Source organism: Pelagicoccus sp. SDUM812002 (assembly GCF_031127835.1).
Classification (GTDB): Bacteria; Verrucomicrobiota; Verrucomicrobiia; order Opitutales; family Opitutaceae; genus Pelagicoccus.
The window spans coordinates 242,354-263,121 of record NZ_JARXHX010000006.1 but is presented as its reverse complement, the minus strand read 5'-3'; the positions used below and the strand labels follow the sequence as shown (position 1 = coordinate 263,121).

19 protein-coding genes and 1 pseudogene are annotated in these 20,768 nt (G+C 54.1%); 12 read left to right on the top strand and 8 right to left on the bottom strand.

The window, feature by feature from the left end; genetic code table 11:
* The first annotated feature begins 71 nt into the window (after nt 1-71).
* Nucleotides 72-446: a hypothetical protein gene (locus QEH53_RS11540; RefSeq protein WP_309023346.1), complete on the top strand. Its 375-nt coding sequence runs from the start codon at nt 72-74 to the stop codon at nt 444-446.
* 1 nt (nt 447) lies between these two features.
* Nucleotides 448-1,605 carry a transaldolase gene (gene tal / locus QEH53_RS11535; protein WP_309023345.1) on the top strand — a complete coding sequence of 386 codons (1,158 nt, stop codon included), beginning with the start codon at nt 448-450 and terminating at the stop codon, nt 1,603-1,605.
* Here the strand turns inward: tal and QEH53_RS11530 are convergent.
* The 4 genes from QEH53_RS11530 to QEH53_RS11515 form a co-directional block, all read right to left on the bottom strand.
* Nucleotides 1,602-2,495: an SDR family oxidoreductase gene (locus QEH53_RS11530; protein ID WP_309023344.1), complete on the bottom strand. Its 894-nt coding sequence runs from the start codon at nt 2,493-2,495 to the stop codon at nt 1,602-1,604. The two genes, tal and QEH53_RS11530, sit on opposite strands and share 4 nt — an antisense overlap.
* Before the next feature lie 91 nt (nt 2,496-2,586).
* The gene (locus QEH53_RS11525; protein ID WP_309023343.1) at nt 2,587-2,793 is read right to left on the bottom strand and encodes an LPXTG cell wall anchor domain-containing protein; all 207 of its coding nucleotides are present in this window, start codon (nt 2,791-2,793) and stop codon (nt 2,587-2,589) included.
* Between the two features lie 20 nt (nt 2,794-2,813).
* Entirely contained in the window at nt 2,814-3,260 is a 447-nt protein-coding gene (locus QEH53_RS11520) for a hypothetical protein (protein WP_309023342.1), read from the bottom strand.
* A 376-nt stretch (nt 3,261-3,636) separates the two neighbouring features.
* Complete coding sequence (locus tag QEH53_RS11515) at nt 3,637-4,095, bottom strand: CFI-box-CTERM domain-containing protein (protein ID WP_309023341.1); 459 nt, start codon at nt 4,093-4,095, stop codon at nt 3,637-3,639.
* Nucleotides 4,096-4,338: 243 nt separating this feature from the next.
* On the opposite strand from QEH53_RS11515, the gene QEH53_RS11510 reads away from it, so the two are divergent.
* Complete coding sequence (locus QEH53_RS11510; RefSeq protein ID WP_309023340.1) at nt 4,339-5,655, top strand: NAD(P)/FAD-dependent oxidoreductase; 1,317 nt, start codon at nt 4,339-4,341, stop codon at nt 5,653-5,655.
* Nucleotides 5,656-5,676: 21 nt separating this feature from the next.
* On the opposite strand, the gene QEH53_RS11505 is transcribed toward QEH53_RS11510, so the two are convergent.
* Complete coding sequence (locus QEH53_RS11505) at nt 5,677-8,043, bottom strand: phosphoketolase family protein (RefSeq protein WP_309023339.1); 2,367 nt, start codon at nt 8,041-8,043, stop codon at nt 5,677-5,679.
* Between the two features lie 202 nt (nt 8,044-8,245).
* On the opposite strand from QEH53_RS11505, the gene QEH53_RS11500 reads away from it, so the two are divergent.
* The gene (locus QEH53_RS11500; RefSeq protein ID WP_309023338.1) at nt 8,246-9,268 is read left to right on the top strand and encodes a TolC family protein; all 1,023 of its coding nucleotides are present in this window, start codon (nt 8,246-8,248) and stop codon (nt 9,266-9,268) included.
* 60 nt (nt 9,269-9,328) lie between these two features.
* Nucleotides 9,329-10,243, top strand: a pseudogene (locus tag QEH53_RS11495) (efflux RND transporter permease subunit).
* Here QEH53_RS11495 and QEH53_RS24180 read toward each other — a convergent pair.
* Nucleotides 10,240-10,638 (bottom strand): DCC1-like thiol-disulfide oxidoreductase family protein, encoded by a 399-nt coding sequence (locus QEH53_RS24180; protein WP_345785716.1) that lies wholly within the window; start codon nt 10,636-10,638, stop codon nt 10,240-10,242. The pseudogene QEH53_RS11495 and the gene QEH53_RS24180 sit on opposite strands and share 4 nt — an antisense overlap.
* Before the next feature lie 82 nt (nt 10,639-10,720).
* Here QEH53_RS24180 and QEH53_RS11485 point away from each other — a divergent pair, with 82 nt between their 5' ends.
* Both QEH53_RS11485 and QEH53_RS11480 read left to right on the top strand, forming a co-directional pair.
* Nucleotides 10,721-11,254 carry a hypothetical protein gene (locus QEH53_RS11485; RefSeq protein ID WP_309023336.1) on the top strand — a complete coding sequence of 178 codons (534 nt, stop codon included), beginning with the start codon at nt 10,721-10,723 and terminating at the stop codon, nt 11,252-11,254.
* Nucleotides 11,255-11,333: 79 nt separating this feature from the next.
* Nucleotides 11,334-11,939: a superoxide dismutase family protein gene (locus QEH53_RS11480; RefSeq protein ID WP_309023335.1), complete on the top strand. Its 606-nt coding sequence runs from the start codon at nt 11,334-11,336 to the stop codon at nt 11,937-11,939.
* 195 nt (nt 11,940-12,134) lie between these two features.
* Here QEH53_RS11480 and QEH53_RS11475 read toward each other — a convergent pair whose 3' ends face one another.
* On the bottom strand, nt 12,135-12,623 hold the full coding sequence (locus QEH53_RS11475; protein ID WP_309023334.1) for a ferritin-like domain-containing protein: 489 nt from the start codon (nt 12,621-12,623) through the stop codon (nt 12,135-12,137).
* Between the two features lie 376 nt (nt 12,624-12,999).
* Between QEH53_RS11475 and QEH53_RS11470 the strand changes: the two genes are divergently transcribed.
* The 5 genes from QEH53_RS11470 to QEH53_RS11450 all read left to right on the top strand — a co-directional run bounded on the left by QEH53_RS11470 (nt 13,000) and on the right by QEH53_RS11450 (nt 19,712).
* Entirely contained in the window at nt 13,000-14,757 is a 1,758-nt protein-coding gene (locus QEH53_RS11470) for a thiamine pyrophosphate-dependent enzyme (protein ID WP_309023333.1), read from the top strand.
* Nucleotides 14,758-14,857: 100 nt separating this feature from the next.
* Complete coding sequence (locus tag QEH53_RS11465; RefSeq protein ID WP_309023332.1) at nt 14,858-16,030, top strand: hypothetical protein; 1,173 nt, start codon at nt 14,858-14,860, stop codon at nt 16,028-16,030.
* Nucleotides 16,031-16,052: 22 nt separating this feature from the next.
* Complete coding sequence (locus QEH53_RS11460; protein WP_309023331.1) at nt 16,053-17,108, top strand: hypothetical protein; 1,056 nt, start codon at nt 16,053-16,055, stop codon at nt 17,106-17,108.
* Nucleotides 17,109-17,369: 261 nt separating this feature from the next.
* A complete protein-coding gene (locus QEH53_RS11455; protein WP_309023330.1) occupies nt 17,370-19,175 on the top strand; it encodes an L-fucose isomerase in 1,806 nt (601 codons plus the stop codon).
* A gap of 132 nt (nt 19,176-19,307) precedes the next feature.
* On the top strand, nt 19,308-19,712 hold the full coding sequence (locus QEH53_RS11450; protein ID WP_309023329.1) for an ACT domain-containing protein: 405 nt from the start codon (nt 19,308-19,310) through the stop codon (nt 19,710-19,712).
* On the opposite strand, the gene QEH53_RS11445 is transcribed toward QEH53_RS11450, so the two are convergent.
* On the bottom strand, nt 19,696-20,748 hold the full coding sequence (locus QEH53_RS11445) for a lipid A deacylase LpxR family protein (protein WP_309023328.1): 1,053 nt from the start codon (nt 20,746-20,748) through the stop codon (nt 19,696-19,698). The genes QEH53_RS11450 and QEH53_RS11445 overlap by 17 nt on opposite strands.
* Between the last annotated feature and the right edge of the window lie 20 nt (nt 20,749-20,768).

The following is a 20,768-nucleotide window of genomic DNA, read 5'->3' as shown; positions in this document are numbered from 1 at the left end:
GCGTGAGGGGCCGCTGGCGTTTAGCCGTTTAGTGCGCCCTTTGCAGTGCAAACTTTTGGGAGGGGGTTGTGATGAAAGATGACATTGGAAAGGAAATCGAAATAGACCTCGAAAACGGGGAGTGTATTCAGATAAAGGGTACGAAATTAGGGGAGCCTGAAAAGGCTTTAATCGTGGAGAGAGCCCTTGAGCTTGCGGCTTTGAAAAGTCGTCGAGGGGCTCCGGAATCGGAGGACTTCGAGGACGCCGCCCGCGACCTCAGTGCCGACGCGAAGGTGGTGGACAGGGGTGACGCGACAAGGCTCGAACTTTCGAAGTCAAGCGAAGCAGCCGACTCCGCCCAGGTATTAAATCAAGAATCGTCGGACGACGAAGAGAACACAGCCCGGAGCGCTCAGCGAGAGAGCGAGTCGAATCGGGATATAACCAAAGCAAAAGATAAGTGAAATGATAAATCAGCAAGCAGTGAATACAGAAAAGTTGCTTCGTCTGCACGAGTGTGGACAAAGCGTGTGGTTGGACAACCTTACGCGGGAGATGCTTCACAACGGCGAGTTGAAGGCCCGAATCGAAGACGGGGGACTCCGCGGGATCACCAGTAACCCGAAAACATTTTCCGACTCGGTGCTTTCGGGCACTCTGTACGACGAAGATATCGAGCGCCTTGTCCATGAGGGAGAGGACGACGAGTCTATCTACGAGTCGCTCATGATAGATGATGTGCAGCAAGCCTGTGACGCTTTCGAAGCGCTTTATCGCGATTCCGAGGGTTCGGATGGATATGTCAGTATCGAAGTGGACCCGCGATTGGCTCAGGATGAGCAAGGGACATTGCAGGAGGCCCGCAAGCTCTGGAAAAAAGTGAATCGGCCGAACGCCATGGTCAAGATCCCTGCTACAGAAGCATGTCTGCCGGCGATAGAAGAAGCGCTCTACGAAGGAATCAATGTTAACATTACGTTGATTTTCTCAGTGGCTCGCTATCGTGACGTAGCCGCCTGCTACCTGCGAGCCGTCCGTCGTCGAGATAAGGAGGGGCTCGAGCTCCATGCTTTAGCTTCGGTAGCCAGTTTCTTCTTAAGTCGAATCGACTCTAAGGTAGATGGTTATCTTGACGCAGCTTCGGTCTCGCCGGGAGAAAAGGAGCTCGCTGCTTCTCTGAAAGGTAAGGCGGCGATTGCTCAAGCTCGAGCCGCTTACGCGGACTACTGTTCCACCTGCGAGAGCTTAAGGTGGCAGGAGTCTTTGCAGAAAAAGGGGGCTCTTCCCCAACGCCTTCTTTGGGCGAGCACTTCTGTGAAAGATGAAATGTATCCAGATACTCTCTACGTAGACTCGCTCGTCGGTGAAGGAACTGTTAATACAATGCCCGAGGGGACCATGGAGGCGTTTTCGGATCGTGGTACGGTTTCAAAAAATGCAATTGAAAGCGCAGGCGAGGATCCGGAGGAGCTAGCAGAAAAACTGGCAAACCTTGGTATCGATATGGAGGCGGTCGCTGTGGAGCTTGAGAAAGAGGGGATCGATAAGTTTATCGAACCCTTCGAGGAAGGACTCCGTTCGATCAGCCGCCAAACGAAGCAAGCACGCGGCGATGCAGTCTAGAGCTGCTTTCGCCCGCCGGTGACTCCATAGATTTCGGAGGTGACGTAGCTAGAGTCCTCCGAGGCGAGAAAAACGTACACGGGTGCCAGCTCAGCAGGCTGGGCTGGCCTTCCGAAGAGCGTGTTCTTCCCGAAGGATTCGACGGCCTCCTTCGGCATGGTGGCAGGGATAAGGGGAGTCCAAACGGGACCTGGGGCTACCGCATTCACGCGCACCCCTTTTTCGATTGCCTCTTGGGCAAGTGATAAAGTGAAGTTGGCGATCGCCGCTTTCGTGGCGGCGTATGGAGCCAATGAAGCACTGGGAGAGAATGCTTGGATGGATGTGGTATTAATTATTGAGCTACCGTACCTCATCTGGCCCAAGGCACTGCGTGAGAGGTAGAAAAACGACTCGATGTTTGTCTTGAAGACGTGTCGCAGTTCGTCCTCAGGAATGTCCTTCAAGGAAGAGTAGGTCCGTTGGAAGGCAGCGTTGTTGACGAGTATGTCAATTCGCCCGAAGTGTTCTATCACTTGCTCAATTACAGCCTCGCAGTTTTCGCGATCACTTTGGTCAGAGCGAAGTGGGAGAGCTTTGCGTCCACTCTCGACAATAAGTCGCTCGGTTTCCTTCGCATCCGCCTCCTCTTCTAGGTAAGTGAACGCTACGTCCGCACCTTCCCGTGCGTAAGCGAGGGCCACCGCGCGTCCGATCCCGCTGTCGGCTCCTGTGATGAGAGCTACGCGATCAACCAACTTATCGCAGCCTCGATAGCTTTGTTCGCCGTGGTCCGCTTTCGGTTGCATCATTTCCTCGGTCCCAGGAGCATCCTGTTTCGGCGTGGAAAACTCGGGTCGCGAGTATTTTTTGTTTGGATCGTCAGGTATGGGAGAATCTTGTGTTTGCATAAGGGTGTGTTTGACCGTCCCGCTAATGGTAGGATGTCGGTTATATAGAGATGCGGCACTGAGAATGATCAGGCCTTATTAGGTGACAGTGTTATCGTTCGTTGACGAACGTTCGTCCTTTATCGGGTGCTTGCTTCGAGTCAGAGTCCGTAAGTCTGCCGCCCTCGTTCTGAGGCCGCTCCCTCGTGACTCCTTGCTTGAGAGACGTATGGTCGCGAGGCTTTTTTCTTCGCGTGAAGAAGATGGCGATCACCGCAGCAATCGCCAGGAATCCTAAGACTAATATCCAAGTATACATGGTGATATGGGGTGAACTTATTATTTGGACTGATCTAAGTCAGCGCGTCCGACGGCCGTTGCGTAATTCTTAACCGTTTCGTAAGCATCGTCACGTAATGCGATCCAATTGTCTGGAGTAGCCTCTTGTAGCGCTGAAACTTTTGTCTCTGCCTCTTCCTTGAGTTCTTCGATATTCTCCGGAGGCGGATCGTCTACTGTCTCGCCTAGATTCTCCAATGTGAGGGTGAGGGCGGATATTTCGTTGTTGAGTTTTTGCTCAGTGAACTCCGAGGTCTCGTCCTCTGCTTGACCTGGTTGCGGAGCAGTCGCTGCTGCGACGTCTGTGTCGGCAGTATCGTCAGTTGAATTAGCTGATGTCTCGTCAGCTGTGACAGACCGATAGATTAGGTTCGCTGTAACCGCGATAAATGCAGCCGCTGCAACTGGAATGATGATTCGATGTGTATAACGTTTTAGAGCGTTCACTTTATTTGGTTGTTAGTTGTTTCTTTGATTTACCGTAGCTAAAACAATGCCGATGTGGTGTCGGTTTCGGTATGTCGTTATGTATAAATGGAATTAGAGAGATTAGCGGCTCTCGCCTGAATCGAGATTAGTGCAAATTGCGGAAGCGGGAGTTGTATTGTGCACGAGTAAGATGGCGCTGATTTAGCTATTGAATGGACTATGCAAAATTCTGAGAAAATGGTGAAGAACCGGCTATTTCCCCTGCTGTTGGGTTTGATGGCCTTAGTCGTTATCTATTATATCGCTCATCAACTGTTGATTGCACGGAACGAGCCAGATCACGTAGAGCCGGCTCCTGTCCAGGAACGACCGTGAGGCAGGTTAGAGCCGTCGCCTACCGGCCAAGCAAACGTATCTCGAGTTGGCGGCTGATTTTGCTGAGCATTCTGCGGACGGTTTTACGGAGTCTCGGACGTGTGCTCAGCGCATCACCAAGTCTTGGACCGACTGCGTAGTATACTTTGACGAATAGACGGCCCGGTCGGTACGGCAGCAGGTAAGCATTGCGGAAGTCTCGCAGGACTTGGACTTCGTGTGCGTGAGGGTCTTGAAATGCGGCTGTGGCCACGAAGCAATTGCTGTTCTTTTTGTCAGCGTGGATCGTGGGTGCTGGTTCTGCACCGCTACCGCCGCAGACGGGGCAAGTACCGTCCGCGTAGCTCGCGGCGGGTGTCGCGCTCGCGGGAGCAGTTGAAGTTGCGGATGCCTTACCGGTGCCGTTGCAGTTGCTGCAGGGAGTGGGTGTCTCGATAGGGTCGTCGCTTTTTATCGGTTCATCGCTTTGGTTGCTCATGCAATACACATTGCATGTTCAGCGCCACGCGAGGAGTGACTGATTGCGACCTGAGCGAGTTGCAGGTTGCAAGTAGAAGGGTGCTGCTTGCATCCAATACCATCTTCAGATTTGCGCCTTCCGTCTCTAGGACTAGCAAAATTCCAAATTGGTCCGAATCGTGCGGGAACTGAAGCGGGGCACAATTGTACCCGTCGATTGAAGCAATATGCAGCTAGAGTTACCCACCACTGGAACAAAGATATGAAGAATAATAGAAAACAGATTTTGGTTTTAGGCGGTGGATTTGGCGGTCTCGAGTTTGTGAAGAATTTCGATAGCTCGCTGGCGGACGTAACGCTGGTAGACAAGCAGAACCATCACCTTTTTCAGCCCCTGTTATATCAAGTCGCTACAGCTAGCTTGGCCGCGCCTGACATCGCTGAGCCACTACGCACTCAATTCTCCAAAAACAAAAACGTGCGGGTTCTGATGGACGAGGTGACCGGTATCGATCTGAACCGCGAGTGGGTTACGACGCCGCACCAGAGCTTGTCGTACGACTATCTGGTGATCGCCATGGGGGGCCGGACGAATTATTTCGGAAACGACGACTGGGCCAAGCATGCGTCAGGATTGAAAACGCTTTCGGATGCCCACCGCATTCGCAACGAAGTCTTGGGCGCGTTTGAAATGGCGGAGAATCTTGCGGAAGACAGCGAGGAAAGACGACGATTGATGACCTCTGTCGTGGTAGGGGGCGGTCCGACGGGTGTGGAGATGGCGGGGACGCTCAGTGAGCTGGCCCATCGCTATTTCAAACGCGACTTCCGCCAGATCGATCCTAAGCAGGCCCGCGTCATTCTGGTGGATGCAGCCGACCGGATCTTGCCGATGTACAGCGAAAGCCTCTCCCGCAAGGCGGTGAAGCAGCTCGAGGAATTGGGCGTAGAGGTTCTAACGGGTCAGCAGGTGGAGAGCATCGAGGCACGCAAGGTGGTTTTGAAAAATCAGGAGATCGAAGCAGAGAATATCATCTGGACAGCGGGTGTATCCGCTAATTCGATCACGGATAATCTGGACGTTGATAAAGCGAAAGGCGGCCGGCTAAAGGTACTTCAGGATTGTAGTTTGCCAGAGTATGGGAATGCATTTGCGATTGGAGACATAGCAGCTCTTGAAGATGCCGACGGGCAACAGGTACCCGGCGTGGCGCCAGCTGCGATGCAGATGGCGAAGCATGTCGCGAAGATCATAGAGGAGGAAATCCGCAGAGGGAGCCACGGGGATCGGGAAAAAGAGCGCAAGGCTTTTGTCTACAAGGACAAAGGCCAGATGGCTACGATTGGTCGTAGCCGAGCGGTGGCATCAGTAGGAGGCAGAGAGTTTTCCGGCTTTCCCGCATGGTTTGCTTGGCTAGCGATTCACCTCGTCATGCTCGTCGGGATGCGAAATCGTTTCACAGTATTCACGAAGTGGATATATGCATATGTTCGCAACAAACCCGGGGCTCGCATTATCTGGCGAACGGTACCTTCGAAGGTGAAGGCCAAACGCGAGAAACAAGGATTCGTATTGTAGGGAGCTCCCGGTGAAAGTTGGTTAGGGCTTGAAGCTCTCTACTTCGGGCATGTCTACTCCATGCTCGCGGATGTAGTTGTGGTGACGGGCTAGATGAAGGTCGGCGAATCCGGCCACACGGCCAGCGTCAGTGGAATCGGTAATGAACTTTGCCGCCCCTTTAAGCAGACTGTAGCGGTCGAGTTGGTTTTGCACAAGCATGTCAAAGGGCGTAGTCGTGCCGCCTTCTTCGCGGTATCCGCGAACTTCGAATCGGTGGTTGTTGCGCCTCTCGTGCAGGAGACGGTGAATTAGCCAAGGGTATCCATGGAATGCGAAAATTACTGGGACTTCGCTGGGAAAGCAGTCTTCGAAGTCAGCTTCCGATTTACCGTGCGGATGTTGATCCGAATCTTGGATACAGAGAAGATCCACAATGTTGACGACGCTGAAGCGAAGGTCAGGAGCGTGTACTTTGAGCAGCTCGGCGGTGGCTATGGTTTCGAGCGTGGGTACATCGCCGGCGCACGCCAACACGAGCTGTGGCTCTTGCTTAGTCTTTAGAGATCCAGCCCATGGCAGGACACTCATGCCGTGATCGCAATGAGTGGCCGCTTGCTCGTGATCGAACCAACTGGGCGTATCTTTCTTCCCCGTCACGATGACGTTGATGTAGTTGCGACTCCTCAGGCAATGGTCGGCGACGCTCAGCAGGGTGTTGGTATCGGGTGGCAGATAAACCCGGGCCATGTCGGCCTTCTTGTTGATGACATGGTCGAGAAAGCCGGGGTCTTGGTGGGTGAATCCGTTGTGGTCTTGCTGCCACACGTGGGACGAAAGGTGGTAGTTGAGCGAGGCGACCGGCTTTCGCCAGCTCGTTTCTTTGCATACCTTTATCCACTTTGCGTATTGGTTGAGCATGGAGTCCACGAGGTGGATGAAGGCCTCGTAGCTCGAGAAAAGTCCGTGACGTCCAGTGAGCAAGTAGCCTTCCAACCAGCCTTGGCAGAGGTGCTCGCTGAGGACTTCCATCACTCGTCCGCCGGGTCCAAGATCGGTATCTCCTTCTTCGGGCTGGTGCATCCAGATGCGGTTGGTTACCTCAAAGACAGCTCCGAGCCGGTTAGATTTTGTTTCGTCGGGCGAGACGATTCTGAAATTGTCAGGGTTTTTCGATACAATGTCGCGCAAATATTTGCCGAGTGTGCCGGACGGGTTGGACTCTTTCGAACCGGGCTCGGTGATGGTGTGCGCGTAGCCGCTCCAGGGTGGCAGGTCGAGCTCTCGCAGAATTGCTCCGCCGTTACTATGCGGAGATAGGCTCATAGCCAAGTCTGCTGATGGGACGTTCTCCTGAACCTCTTGAGAGGGTTTGCCGTCGGGGTCGAAAAGTGTTTCGGGCTGATAGCCGGCGAGCCAATCTGCTAGCATGGTGAGCTGGGAAGAGCCCTTGCCCGCTTTCGCAAGAGGGACTTGGTGAGACCGAAAGGAACCCTCGACCGGATTGCCGTCTAGCTCCTCCGGGCCGGTCCATCCCTTGGGTGTGCGCAGGATGATGAGCGGCCAAATAGGTCGTTGAGTTTGACGAATCTTGCGGGCTCGATCTTGGATTTCGGAAATCGTCTGGTAGCACTGTTCCAATACTTTGGCCATCTTGGCGTGCATCTCTTCCGGCTCGTTCCCTTCAACATAAAGCGGCTCGTAACCGTATCCTTTAAACAATTGATCTAGCTCATCTTTGCTGAGCGCTGAGAAGAGAGTGGGGCTGGCGATTTTGTATTCGTTGAGGTGGAGGATGGGCAGGACAGCCCCGTCTATTTGCGGATTGAGGAACTTGTTTGCATGCCAGGCCGCTGCGGTAGGGCCAGTTTCCGCTTCGCCGTCGCCGACGACGCAAGCAGCCACCAGTTTCGGATTGTCCAGGACTGCGCCAAAGGCATGCCCCAGAGCATACCCCAACTCGCCACCTTCATGAATCGACCCCGGCGTGTAGGGCGACACATGGCTCGAAGCACCGCCAGGCCAAGAGAATTGCGTGACCAACTTTTCAATGCCTGAGGAATTGTAAGGGTAATCAGGATACGTCTGAGCATACGACTTGTCGAGAAAGGCACAGGCGTTGATAGCGGCACCGCCGTGACCCGGGCCAGCTATAAACAGCGTTTCGCGTTCGGTACGCTTGATGATGCGATTGAGGTGGCTGTAGACGAAGGTCAAGCCAGGGCAGGTGCCCCAATGTCCAAGCAAGCGCGGCTTGATGTGGTGGCTGGCGAGCGGCTCGCGCAATAGCGTGTTGCCGCGCAGAAACACTTGAGCCGCTGAGAGGTAGTTGGCGGCTCTCCAATAGGCATCTACGGCCCCGAGACCGGCAAGTTGGGAGCTTGTAGCGTTGGTTTCGAGTTGTGGCATACCCGGAAATTGCAAGTTTCGAGCCAAGCTTTAGAAGGTGTCGGCTCTGCTTGCGGTTAGTGCGTCGCTCATCGTTTGAAGCGAACAGCCTACGGCTGGCATAGCTTTTGCACTACGTGCGGGCAGATGAACAGGCTCCCTCCCAAAAGCTCTTTGCGGTGCATTTTGCTGTGCTCGTTGTGCAGGTCGCATTGGTGGGCTGTTGGAGCAATGTTTTTTAGCCGGGTGTCGTTCGGGAAGCGATTTTTCGAGCGGACCGCTAGCGGAGGTTCCCGAGCAATTTGGAAGCGTAGAGCAGGGACTGCAAACGGTCGAACGCGAGGAGTGGTTCTCATTTTTCGACGACCCGGAGTTGCTCGAACTCGTGGACCGCGCGATGGAGAACAATCCCGGTCTCGGTTCTGCTCGGGCCCGCATGCTGCAGGCGCAGGTTCGGGCTGGACTGGCCGGTTCAGCTCTCTGGCCCACGGTCGAGGCCTCCATTGAGGCCAGTCGACGACACGCTCCTTTAAGGATGGGCATCGGGCCCACCGCTGGCGAACAGGGTATCCAGACAATAGATACTTATCGAGCGAGCCTTGCGGCCTCTTACGAGGTGGACTTGTGGGGGCGTCTGCGAGACGAGGATGCCGCTGCCCGAATCGCGGCGGAAGCGGCCCGAGAGCAGCTCTTCGCCGCTCGCATGACGGTAGCGGCCAACTTGACGGGAGCTTGGTTAGATGTGCTCTTGTCGCGCCAACGTGCGGAAGTGCTCGCCGAGCAGGTCGATCTTTCACGCACCCTATTGGAGCTGACGGAGGAACAGCTAGCCAACGGACAAGGCTCCGCCTTGAACGTGGCCCGGCAGGAGCAGCAGTATTTAAGCGTGCTGGAACTCAAGGAGCGTGAAGAAGCTCGATTGGTGGAAGCGGAGGTTCGGGTCTCGATTTTGGCTGGCGAGGCGCCGCAAGAGTTGGACGTTTCGCTGCGCAGGGTTGGTTTTCCCGAGCTGCCGCCGATTCCCGATCCTGGAGTACCGGCGGACCTGATATACCGTCGTCCCGACCTGCAGGCAGCATATGGGGGGATTGCGAGCCCAGGAGCGGCGCGTTGCAGCGGCCCTAGCGGAACGCTTGCCGGGGCTTCGCTTGCAAGCGAGCCTATTTGGCGAGGCTTTGGAGTGGGACGAATTGTTCGAAGACTTGTTTTGGCAGTTGGCGGCGAGCTTGTCCGAAGAGTTGTTTGACGGTGGTCGGGAGGCGAACCGAATCGAGGAGCAACGAGCGCTCGCGTCACGGAAACGGATTTGGCGCGGCAGATTCGTGGGGCCTATTTCGGCGCTGAAGCGGTGCGCACCCAGCGAGGAAAGGATGAGCTACGGGTCAATGTTAGGCGGCCGGCGAGCGAGACGCAGCATTTGGGCGATCTGTACGGGATGGTTATACGAACGCCGAAAGGAGGCGAAATCCCTTCGCAAGAGGCAGCGCGTATTCAGTACAGCACTTCATACACGAGCCTTGAACGCGAGCAAGGAAGACGGGCGGTGAAGGTGACCGGAAGTATTGACCGTACGGTGACATCGGCCGGAAAAGTGACTCGATCGATCCGGACTGATTTTTTGCCAGGGTTGAGGGAGCGGTATTCGGGTCTCGGTTTCGAGCTTTCGGGCGAACAGCAAGACCGGCAGGAGGCTCTCGGCTCGCTGGGTAACAACATGCTGCTCGCTCTGTTGGCGATGTACTCGATGATGGCGATCATCTTTCGCAGTTATGCCCAGCCTCTTTTGATCATGGCGGCGATTCCCTTCGGCTTCGTGGGGGCTTTGTTCGGGCACCTGTTAATGGGCTTCGACTGAAGCTTAATCAGCATGTTCGGACTCGTGGCACTAGCAGGCGTAGTGGTGAACGATTCGCTAGTATTGATCGCTACCATCAATGAGCGACGAAAGAAAAATGTCGAAGGGGACGTTCGAGAGTTAGTGGTTGAAGGTACGATTCGCCGCTTTCGGCCAGTGTTGCTAACCTCGCTTACCACATTTTTTGGTCTGGCGCCGATGATCTTCGAAACTTCGTTGCAGGCGCGATTCCTGATCCCCATGGCGCTGAGTCTGGGGTTTGGAGTGCTCTTCGTAACGGTGATTGCCCTGATAATCGTTCCGGCCTTTTATTGTATTCTGGAAGACGGAAAACAGGGATGGCAGCGGATACGTTCGGACCGTTAGGCTTTTTTCGGGAGCAACGCCCCGAGAAGCTCTGAAAAGACGGAGCGATGACGCGCTACGAATGCGTAAACGGTTTCGCTGATGGCGGCAAATGTATGGGATTTGGAATACAGGCGGTCGAGGAAGCGAAGGCGCGTGGAGGCTAGGGATCGATAGACTGCGGATGCCCCGCCGAGGTGGTTGCCGCCAGGCTCCAACAGGTAAACACGCCGGGCGAATTGCTCGCTGGATACGGAGTCGAGTTGCATGCTGCATTCTTGGTAGGGGCAATCGTCGACGTTCTGCTTGACCAATCGTCGCCACAAGAGGACGCAACGTTTACAGAAATCGCAGTCGCCGTCCCAAACGAGAAGAGGGCGCTCCAGTGGAAGTACGTCTGTTTTCCGCGATCGCACGGTTAAGGCTCAGGCATGAAGTGTGCCATTCCTCAAAGACCTCGTGCGTGGTTGGCGCTGAAACTGCGAATGAGAGCTTCAGATGAAGAATCAGGAACAATCAAAGGTGGGAATCGCTTTATACAGTGAGTTATTGCGGCGAGAACTGGCGGCGGTGGAGGTCTATCGCTTAGCAGACGCTTTGCTCGATAGCGATCTGGGCGGGCCTAACTACGATGACCTGAGACAACGGCACCAAGAGCAAGTCGACAGCCTGATCGCGCTAATTCGGAGTTTGGGGGGCGAACCGTGTAGTTCCGAGGTAAGTTGGGATCGACCGCACACCGCGGTGTTATGCGCAGCTACGCTTTATGGCTTCGAGGTCCCCGAGTTGGAATTGCGGGAGTTAGAAGGTGAGATAGTGCGGGCGTACCGGATCGCGGTGAGTGTGGATAGCCTCGAGACCTCGTTGGCTGAGTCATTGTCGACGATGTTGCTTCCGTCTGCTTGTGAGACGCTCGAATTGCTAAAGTCGAGCTCGGCTACCCATCTGGGCGAGCTCGAGAGTAAAGAAGCAGACGAGATGGGGAGCCGCAGCGAGCGTTCCAGCAGATCCATGGAGGAAGGAGCGGCATAGTTTTATTAAGTGAGTGAATTATTGTAGCTAGTAATTGAATACAAATAAAAGATATAAAACATCCAACCACCTGTTATCAATGAAACACACCAACATATTTCGTAATAGATTATTCGCAAAGGGGGCAGCGGTACTGGCAGCTCTCGGAGTCCTGCTGTCTGCCGGCTGTTCTAACCAAGTGGTAGAGCCCGACCCAGATGCGGCCAGCAGTACTGAACCATTGCGTATCGCCGAAGCTCGACTGTCCCCAACTCAAGGAAACAATGTCGAGGGCGTTGTGACCTTTGTCGAGGAAGCCGACGGAATTCGTGTATTCGCGGATATTCGAAATCTATCCACGAGTGGCAGGCACGGGTTTCACGTTCACGAGAACGGGGATTGCTCGGCGCCAGATGGTACCTCAGCGGGCGGCCATTTTAATCCGACGAACGAGCCGCACGCTGGCCCAATGGCGGATAAGCGCCATGTCGGCGACTTAGGGAATTTAGACTCGACCGACACAGGTGACGCTACGCTCGAGCGCGTTGATGAGTATCTCAGTTTTGACGGCGAAAAATCCATCATTGGTAAAGCGGTAATCATTCACGCAGGTGCGGACGATTTTGAGTCTCAACCTTCTGGGGCAGCTGGGCCACGAATCGCCTGTGGAGTGATCGAGTGGGTGCAGCAAAATGCGCCCCAGTAGCCCATGATGGCGTCGTCTGTTCGCAATTTTTCGAGATTAGCAGCATATTCGTGTCTAACCCGGGTAGGAGGGTTGGGCGAGACGCGAAGAATCTGTTAGTCCCATTGAGAAGGAAGCTAGGACACGACTGTATGAAGAAGTCTGTCTCCAGTATCTGGAGACAGGCTTCGTTTGTTAGGTATTGTCGGCGTTGGCTTAGTGATGGGCAGCCAAGTTAACCTCACCTATCGCGGCGCGACTGAGAGTCTCGTCAGCGGCCTTCTCCTCCTCGAGTGACTCGTGCAGAAGTACGTATGCCTTGTCATGTCCCATTTGCTTAGCCCAGGTGCAGAGACAGCCATAGGTAGCGATCTCGTAGTGTTCGATCTTTTGGCCGGCGCAAACGATCGCCGCGTCGATGGCGGAGGAGCCTTCGAACTCACTTAGCAGCTCTTCCGCTTCCTTGATGAGTCCTTTGGTCGCTTGGCAGGTGTTGCGCGTTTGCTTTTCGTTGATCAGTTCGAAGACCTCGTCAAGCCGCTTGATTTGAGTTTTAGTCTCGCCCAAGTGTTGCTCGAGTCCCGCTTTCAAATCACTTGATTGGGCTTTCTCGATTTTTTTCGGTAGGGCTTCCACGATGCGAAGTTCTGCGTCGTACATGTCGCGGAGTTGATCCACGAAGAGTTTGTGCAATTCAGTATTCATAGGTTATGTATAATTTATTTTTGTTACGATATATATGCCCCTTTCCTCTGAATGGTGAGGGGGCTGGCTAGGAATTGCAAAGGTTGTGCCTACCGGCGGGCTCGCGCGCCGCAGCAGAGGTAGGTTTTACATTTCGGAGCGAATTTCTCTAAAAGTATTCTCCAATAGCGGGTCGTTTTGCATAACAATTTTTGCAGATTGCATATAGAGGGCTCCGTTTTCTATTGTAATTGAATACGTATATTCGTGCCGAACATGACTGCGCCTGTAGGAGCAGTTTCCGTTTTTCGCCGCGGACCGTCCGTTGGCAGTAAACCTGCAACGAGTTAGCCACGCTCTAGTAGAAAAATGTTCAACGAAAGAAAAAGGCATGGGTATGAGTAAAACGACCGCTGCAGATGTAATGATTGATTGTTTGATCGAGTGGGGGGTCGATACCGTTTTCGGCATTCCTGGGGATGGAATCAATGGGTTGATGGAGTCGCTCAGGACGCGAACAGACAAGATACGGTTTGTGCAGGCGAGGCACGAGGAAGGTGCCGCCTTCATGGCGGTCGGCTATGCGAAGTATACGGGTCGATTGGGAGTGTGTTTAGCGACCTCCGGGCCTGGTGGATTGCATCTGTTGAATGGACTATATGATGCTAAGCTTGATGGCGCTCCCGTACTCGCGATCACGGGGCATCATTTTCACGACTTGATTGATCAGCACTCCCAGCAAGATGTGAACCTAGATCGGGTTTTTATGGACGTGGCCGTTTATAATACCCGTGTAATGGGGCCAAAGCATGTTGAGGGAGTGACACACTTGGCATGTCGCAACGCGTTGGCGAGCCGAGGAGTATCCCACATTAACTTCCCCGTCGACTTTCAGTCGATGCCTTTACGCGCTGACAATCCATCCCAGCGAAACGTGGATCGTTATTATTTAGCAAAGGCAGGAAAGAGGAGCGAGATCCCTGCTGAATCCCTGCTTCGCGAAGCGGCCTCCATTTTGAATAAAGGCAAGAAAGTGGTTATCTTAGCGGGTCAAGGTGCCCTAGGAGCAACTGACGAATTAATCGATACCGCAGAGAAGCTCGGTGCCCCGATCGTCAAGGCGCTGCTAGGGAAGGCATGCGTGCCGGATGGCAACCCCATGGTTATGGGCGGCATCGGGTTACTGGGCACGCTCCCTTCAGAGGAGGTTATGCAGAAATGCGATACGCTACTGATGGTTGGGACCTCGTTTCCGTACATGGAGTACTTGCCAAAGGCGAGTCAGGCTAAATGCGTGCAGATCGATATAGATGCCGCTCGCATCGGACTCAGATTCCCTGCAGACGTCGGTTTACTTGGAGACAGTTCGCGAACCTTGGAGGCGCTCCTGCCGATGCTGGTAGAAAAGAAAGAACGCTCTTTTTTGGAAAAGGCTCAAAAGTCTCGCGAAGAGTGGTGGTCGCTCATGAAAGGGCGAGGAGAGCGTCAGGACCTCCCTATGAAGCCACAGGTGGTAGCTTGGGAGCTTGGCAAGCGGTTGGCGGAAGACGCGATCGTGAGCTCCGATTCCGGGACGATAACATCTTGGTGGGCACGCCAGATTCCTGCGAAACGCGGACAGAAATTCTCGTTGTCAGGTACCCTAGCGTCGATGGCTAACGGTTTGCCTTACACGATCGCAGCGCAATTGGCGTATCCAGATCGTCAATGCGTAGCTTTCGTGGGTGATGGCGGGTTCTCGATGTTGATGGCAGAGTTCGCGACTGCGGTACGCTACAAGCTTCCTATTAAGATCGTCGTAATTTCGAACAGCACATTAGGTCAAATCAAGTGGGAGCAAATGGTTTTTCTGGGCAATCCAGAGTACGGCTGCGATCTTCATCCTATCGATTTCTGCAAGTTTGCTGAAGCCTGTGGCGGACGTGGTTACAGAATAGAAGACCCAAAGGACTGTGGATCGATTCTCGATGAGGCGCTTGCGGTGGATGGACCGGTGCTAATAGATGCGATTGTCGACAAGCAGGAACCTCCATTGCCGGCTAAAATCGAGTACGAGCAAGCTAAGCATTTCGCCGTGTCGATGGCCCGCGGAGAGAAGTATCGTTCCAGTATTATTAAGACTGTAGCTAAGAACAGAATTAAGGAAATGGTATGAGGGACGCCCGTTTGCAAGGGCTCCGCTAATCTCATTTTGCGTAGAGTCAGACCTGCTGGTTTCCCCATCAGGACTGTTAGTTATTATAACCCAGAATATTATGAGTGTTTTAAAAAGTGAAAAAGACCGAATTGTTGCCGAATATCTACAGCTTAACGCGAAACCGAACGAAGGTTGCCTTACGATCGCCTTCGCTACCGAAGGTGGCGGAAAGAACTATCAGTTGCATTCGAAGCGATTGAGCAACTTGCTTCGAGAGAATGCTACCGAATGGGAGCGAGAGGGGCGGTTTGTATCGGTTCGCGATGGTATAATCGAGCAAGGGGAGAAGCTGGTAGAAGACGGTGACCGCTGGAGCGGCGATTACGAAGGTGTTTGTATACACCTTTCGGATGCGGATTCTACTCTTTTCAAATTGCAGAATCCTCCGAAGGAGGGCGTATGGGCAGGAACTCGCTTCCGTCTGCGACCAGCAGCCCAGAATCTAGAGAGCCAAAAAGAGATGCTCGCTTTGAGCTTGAGCTTCAAGAACCCGAAGTTGTTCCGTTTCGATGGACAGGAAGCTGCCTTGTATGGCGAGGTAGAGCTACCCGATAGCGTGTACGATTTTTCAGAAGACGGAGCGGTGGATCAAGGGCACCGAGCTCACGTGCGGAAGGTTGGGGGAGGCTCGGAGCCCCAAATGTCCCAACAGGGAGTATCTCATGAACAGTCGCCGCGCGATCTTAACGAGCCCATCTTTCTCCGAGAATTGAAACACGCGCTCGAAGACCTGGAAGAGTCGCGACTGCTACCGTTAGTAGTGATAGGTGACGAATCTATCGTTCCAGCATTTCGCAAAACTTATAAGCACCAACAGGGCGAACTTTTCACGGTGATGGGAGAGCAGTCGCATTCAGATGAATCCGATGTAGCCAGAATTTGCAGAAGAATTTGCAACGAGGATCTAGAGGCTTCTAGCAGCACCGTTGTCGACAAGCTCAAATCTGCCGACACCGAGAGCGAACTCTACAGCAACAATGTGAAGGAAATCGTACTCGCTGCGGAAAAGGCTCGCGTGTCTGACTGCGTCCTTTCGCGAGATGCTGAAATATGGTTGCGCAAGGGAGGTTTGATGGACTTGGAGAGTGCTGAACCTTCTGACGAGCTCGAAGTATTCGAAGCTTTGGATTATATCTTTTCGGAGTTAGTCCAGAAGGGCGCGAATGTCGCTGTGGTTGAAGATGACGAAGTCCCCGGAGGGAAGAAACTTGCCGCACTCTTTCGATGGTAGCATTTAAGGTGCAGAATGAACGGTGAGCTCTTTGTTCGAAGGATCGCTAGCGACGAGCGTGCTCGGGTTTGCGATCTGCGCTGTTGCCATTGGCTATCTAGGTACGCTGCTCGCCACCACTGCAGATCAGCTCGCTGACCGAACGGGAGTTGGCGAGGCTTTGATGGGAGGCATGGTTCTGGGTGCCGTGACCTCTATATCGGGAAGTGTTCTTTCGGTCAGCGCGGCGTACAGCGGACAGGCTCATCTAGCGTTGGGAAATGCCTTGGGCGGGATTGGCGCCCAGATGCTGTTTTTAGTAGTAGCCGATACCTGTTACAGGCGGGCTAACTTGGAGCACGCCGCAGCCTCGGTCGAGAATATCATGCAAGGAGGGCTCCTTGTTTGCATGTTGGCCGTGTTGCTTATGGCCTCCTACTCTCCGCCTTGGACCTTATGGGGAGTGCATCCCGCTACACCCTTACTTTTTGTGGCCTATTTCGGGGGTATGGTTCTCGTCAACCGTTCCAAGACGGAGCCGATGTGGAAGCCTGTGAGCACGGCGGAGACGAGGGTTGACGAGCCCGAACATGATAACGAAGAGTTGGGGTTACTGAGACTTTGGATACGCTTTCTAATATTGGGGTTGGCTCTCGGTATTGCAGGCTGGGTCCTGCAAAAGGCGGCTTCTAGTATAGTTGAGCTGTCGGGACTCGATGTATTTATCATGGGGATACTTCTCACTTCTGTGGCAACGTCATTGCCAGAGTTGGTGACGTCGATCGCCGCGGTTCGACGGGGTGCCTTGACCCTAGCGGTGAGCGGCATTTTGGGGGGCAATGCGTATGATTCGCTGTTCGCGGCCTTCTCTGATATCGCCTATCGAGATGGCTCGATTTACCATAAGATGACGCCGACGCTTAGCTTCTGGATCGCCATCAACATTGCGATGAGCGGTGTCTTGATCATGGGATTACTGCTGCGTGAACGCAAAGGGATGGTGCGGATAGGATTTGAGAGCGTAAGCGTCGGAGTCCTCTATGTGATAGGCGTCCTCGTCTTGGTATTCGGTGTCGGCGAAATTAGTGTAGCGAAGTAACCCGCAACCGGGGACCAATGGACTATGAACCCTCTGTGTAATTGCCCGTGGCAATGAGATGTCGGCTTACGCCTCGGCCCCCGGCATTGCCAGTGGTACTGAAATCGGGAGTAGGACAATCGGGAAAGCGCCTTTGTTTGGGCCTTTTGTCATCTTGAGTTGGTGGGCATAGGTGTGTCACATTCGACGCGTGAGAGTCGCGAAAGGCTTTGCTTGTCGGTCGCGTTCTCCCAACCCCACACCTATTTAAACCTCGTTACTATGTCAGAAGTGAACTCATCTCCCAGCCCTTGGAAGGGCTCGCTCCCCAAGATCGGTATTCGTCCAACGATCGATGGTCGTCTCGGCGGCGTTCGCGAATCGCTCGAAGCTCAGACGATGGAGCAAGCTGCCTCGGTGGTCGACTTGCTGTCGAAGGTGCTACGCTATCCGAACGGATCGCCTGTCGAATGTGTGGTAGCGGATAGCTGCATCGGTGGGGTCGCGGAAGCGACCGCCGCGGCGGAAAAGTTTCGCAAGGAAGGCGTCACGGTCACGATCACGGTGACGCCTTGTTGGTGCTACGGTTCCGAGACTATGGATATGGATCCGCACAACGTGAAAGCGATTTGGGGCTTCAACGGTACGGAGCGTCCTGGTGCGGTCTACCTCGCCGCAGCATTGGCTGGGCACACTCAGAAAGGGCTTCCCGCGTTTGGTATCTATGGAAAGGATGTGCAGCCTGCAGGGACTAAGGAGATCCCCACCGACGTGGCCGAGAAGCTGTTAAACTTCGCTCGCTGCGGCTTGGCGGTCGGCTTGATGAGAGGGCGGTCCTACCTTTCCATGGGCGGCACTTCCATGGGGATCGCTGGCTCCATGGTGGATAATCCCATGTGGGAAAAGTATCTCGGCATGCGAGTGGAGGCGATCGACTTAACTGAATTCGTGGGCCGTTTGAAGAAGAGCCAGTTCGACCAAGGCGAATTCGATAGAGCGAAGGCGTGGGTGGCGGAAAACTGCCCAGAAGGAAAGGACTACAATTCCGAGGAAACGAAGCGCTCTCGCGATGCGTTGGATGAAGAGTGGGATGTATCCATAAAGATGGCACTGATAGCTCGTGACCTGATGGTAGGGAATCCAAAGCTGGCGGAGATGGGCTTGGGCGAGCAAGCGCAGGGGCATGGAGCGATCGCGGCTGGTTTTCAAGGGCAGCGCCAGTGGACTGACCATTTCCCCAACGGGGATTTCCTGGAGGCTATTCTCAACACCTCATTCGACTGGAACGGCAAACGAGCTCCTTATATCGTGGCTACGGAAAATGATGCTTTAAACGGAGCTGGGATGCTTTTTGGCCACCTCTTAACCAACTCGGCCCAGATCTTTGCGGACCTTCGGACCTACTGGAGCAAGGAAGCTATCGCCGAAGCAAGCGGCGAGAACCTGTCCGATGATCTGGTAGAGGATGGAATCTTGCACTTGATCAACTCTGGCCCCGCTGCTCTTGACGGGACGGGGCAGCAGTCAGATGCGGAAGGTAAGCCGACCATGAAGCCGTATTGGGATATTGAGGACAGCGAGGTAGATGCCTGTCTGAAGGCGACCACTTGGCACCCGTCGGTAACGGAGTACTTCCCAGAAGGAGGTTGGAGCACCCGCTACAAGACGCGTGGCGGTATGGCTTCCACGATGGTTCGACTGAACCTGGTCGACGCCTTGGGCCCCGTTTTGCAGGTAGCGGAAGGTTATAGTATCGAACTGCCCGACAGGATTCACGAGGCACTCGATGATCGTACTAACCCGACTTGGCCGACGACCTGGTTTGCCCCTACCCTGACGGGAGAAGGTGCGTTTCGAAGCGCGTATGAAGTGATGAATAGCTGGGGCGCGAACCATTGCGTGCTAACCTGCGGTCACGTGGGGCATCTTTATATCACCTTGGCCTCGATGTTGCGCATTCCGGTCTACATGCACAATGTATCCGAGGAACGGATATTTCGTCCAAGCTCTTGGCGGTCCTTTGGAACGGCAGACCTGGAAGGCGCAGACTTCCGAGCTTGTCAGACTTACGGACCGCTCTACCGCTAAGGCCAGAGTTATCTGGAAAAGCCATTGGCGGCTTGGGATTGTAAGGACTGCTCGGGCTTGGAGCTTGGTTTTGGGGACTTGCGGCTTTAGCTTATTGCTCTGGGTCGTGGTTTCGGTGACCCGATAATGACGGTGAAGGCAGAAAAGGATTTGTTGAAGCTTTTGGAGAATGTTGAGCCCGTTTTATTGGATGGCGACTTTGTCTTCCTGAGTTTCGAGCAGGCCGTTTACGGAGAACGGTTAGACTTGAGTCCTATCGTATCGGTGAGAGAGCGGGAAGGGCTCACGCTGGTGGTTCCGAGAGAGAAGGCGGACGCGAATAACCTCGTGTACGAGTCGGTTTTTCGATCGATCACCTTAAGTGTTTATTCGAGCTTGGAGGCGGTCGGATTGACCGCGGTGGTAGCTGGCGTCCTAGCGGAAAAAGGGATTAGCGCGAACGTGGTGGCGGGCTTCCACCACGACCATGTATTTGTACAAAGCGAGAGAGCAAAAGAAGCGGTAGCCGCGATCGCGTCGCTCAGAAGGTCCGAGTGATGGTGAGTCCCCCGAATTCGTGCGGCTCGTCTTGCCCTGGGAATTCTGCGGATCGAACGGTGTAGAGGTAGCTGAGGGACCATCTTCTCGAGAGGAGGGTTAGCCCAGCGTAGTAGTCTCCGACCTGGTGTTCGAGCTCGAGGCCATGACTGTCAGCCCAAGTATTTCCTTCGATGAAAAGGTTTCGCCCCACGTAGCGACCTTCGGCTCCGAGGGTCAGAAAAAATCCGAAGTCAGGCTTCCCAATTTGAAGGCGAGCGTCTTCTGGTCCCGATGGAAATACTCCGGTATTCGCTGGACGGATACGAGGGGACGATATTGCGGCCTGCCTATTGTAACCGAATCGGAGGTTTGCTCCTAGGAGGGCGTGGGTATAGATGTTGCCGACGCTCGCTCCGAATGAGGTGTTGAAATCTGTGCCCCAACCCGTCGAGTCGTTTGGCAATTCGATGAGACGAGTGTCGCGTTGCCACGTCAGGATGCCGCCGATTTCGTTCTTCAGTTGGTTGTCCCAGCCTAGGGCTTCTTGGGAACCGATCTTTTCGTGAACCCAATTTTGGATGTCCTCGGCATAGGAGTCGGGGCCGACCACGCCAGCGGTGATTTCAAAGGTGTCAGTATGGTTTTTTTTGGTTTCGCGTAGAGCGAGGCTGAGGTAGGTCCAACCCGCATAGGGGCGTTCGTCGACCAAGAGTTCGGTGGCTTCCTTGTTCGACGGCGTGAATATCTTTTGACCTAGGGAGATGGTAGCCCCGAATGTATATGGAGTGGGCCTCTCTTTCCGAAGCTTGGAGACGCTTTTGGCCCACTTGGGAAGATGAGGGATGTCTTCGTAAGTCTCAGCTTTGGCGAAGTCCCAGGAAAGTTTGGTACCGTTGGTGTAGTTTTGATCGGTGCCGGAAAAGGAGTCGTTTTCGATAGCGATTCCGAAGGTTACGGCCTTGTTTTCGGCGTTTTGCGCGGCGGTTTGAGCAATGAGGCAAATGGCTACGCCGGTGCATATTGTAGCTCGTTTGAAGGACTCTTTCGATTTCATGTGGCAGGGGGTATTCAGTT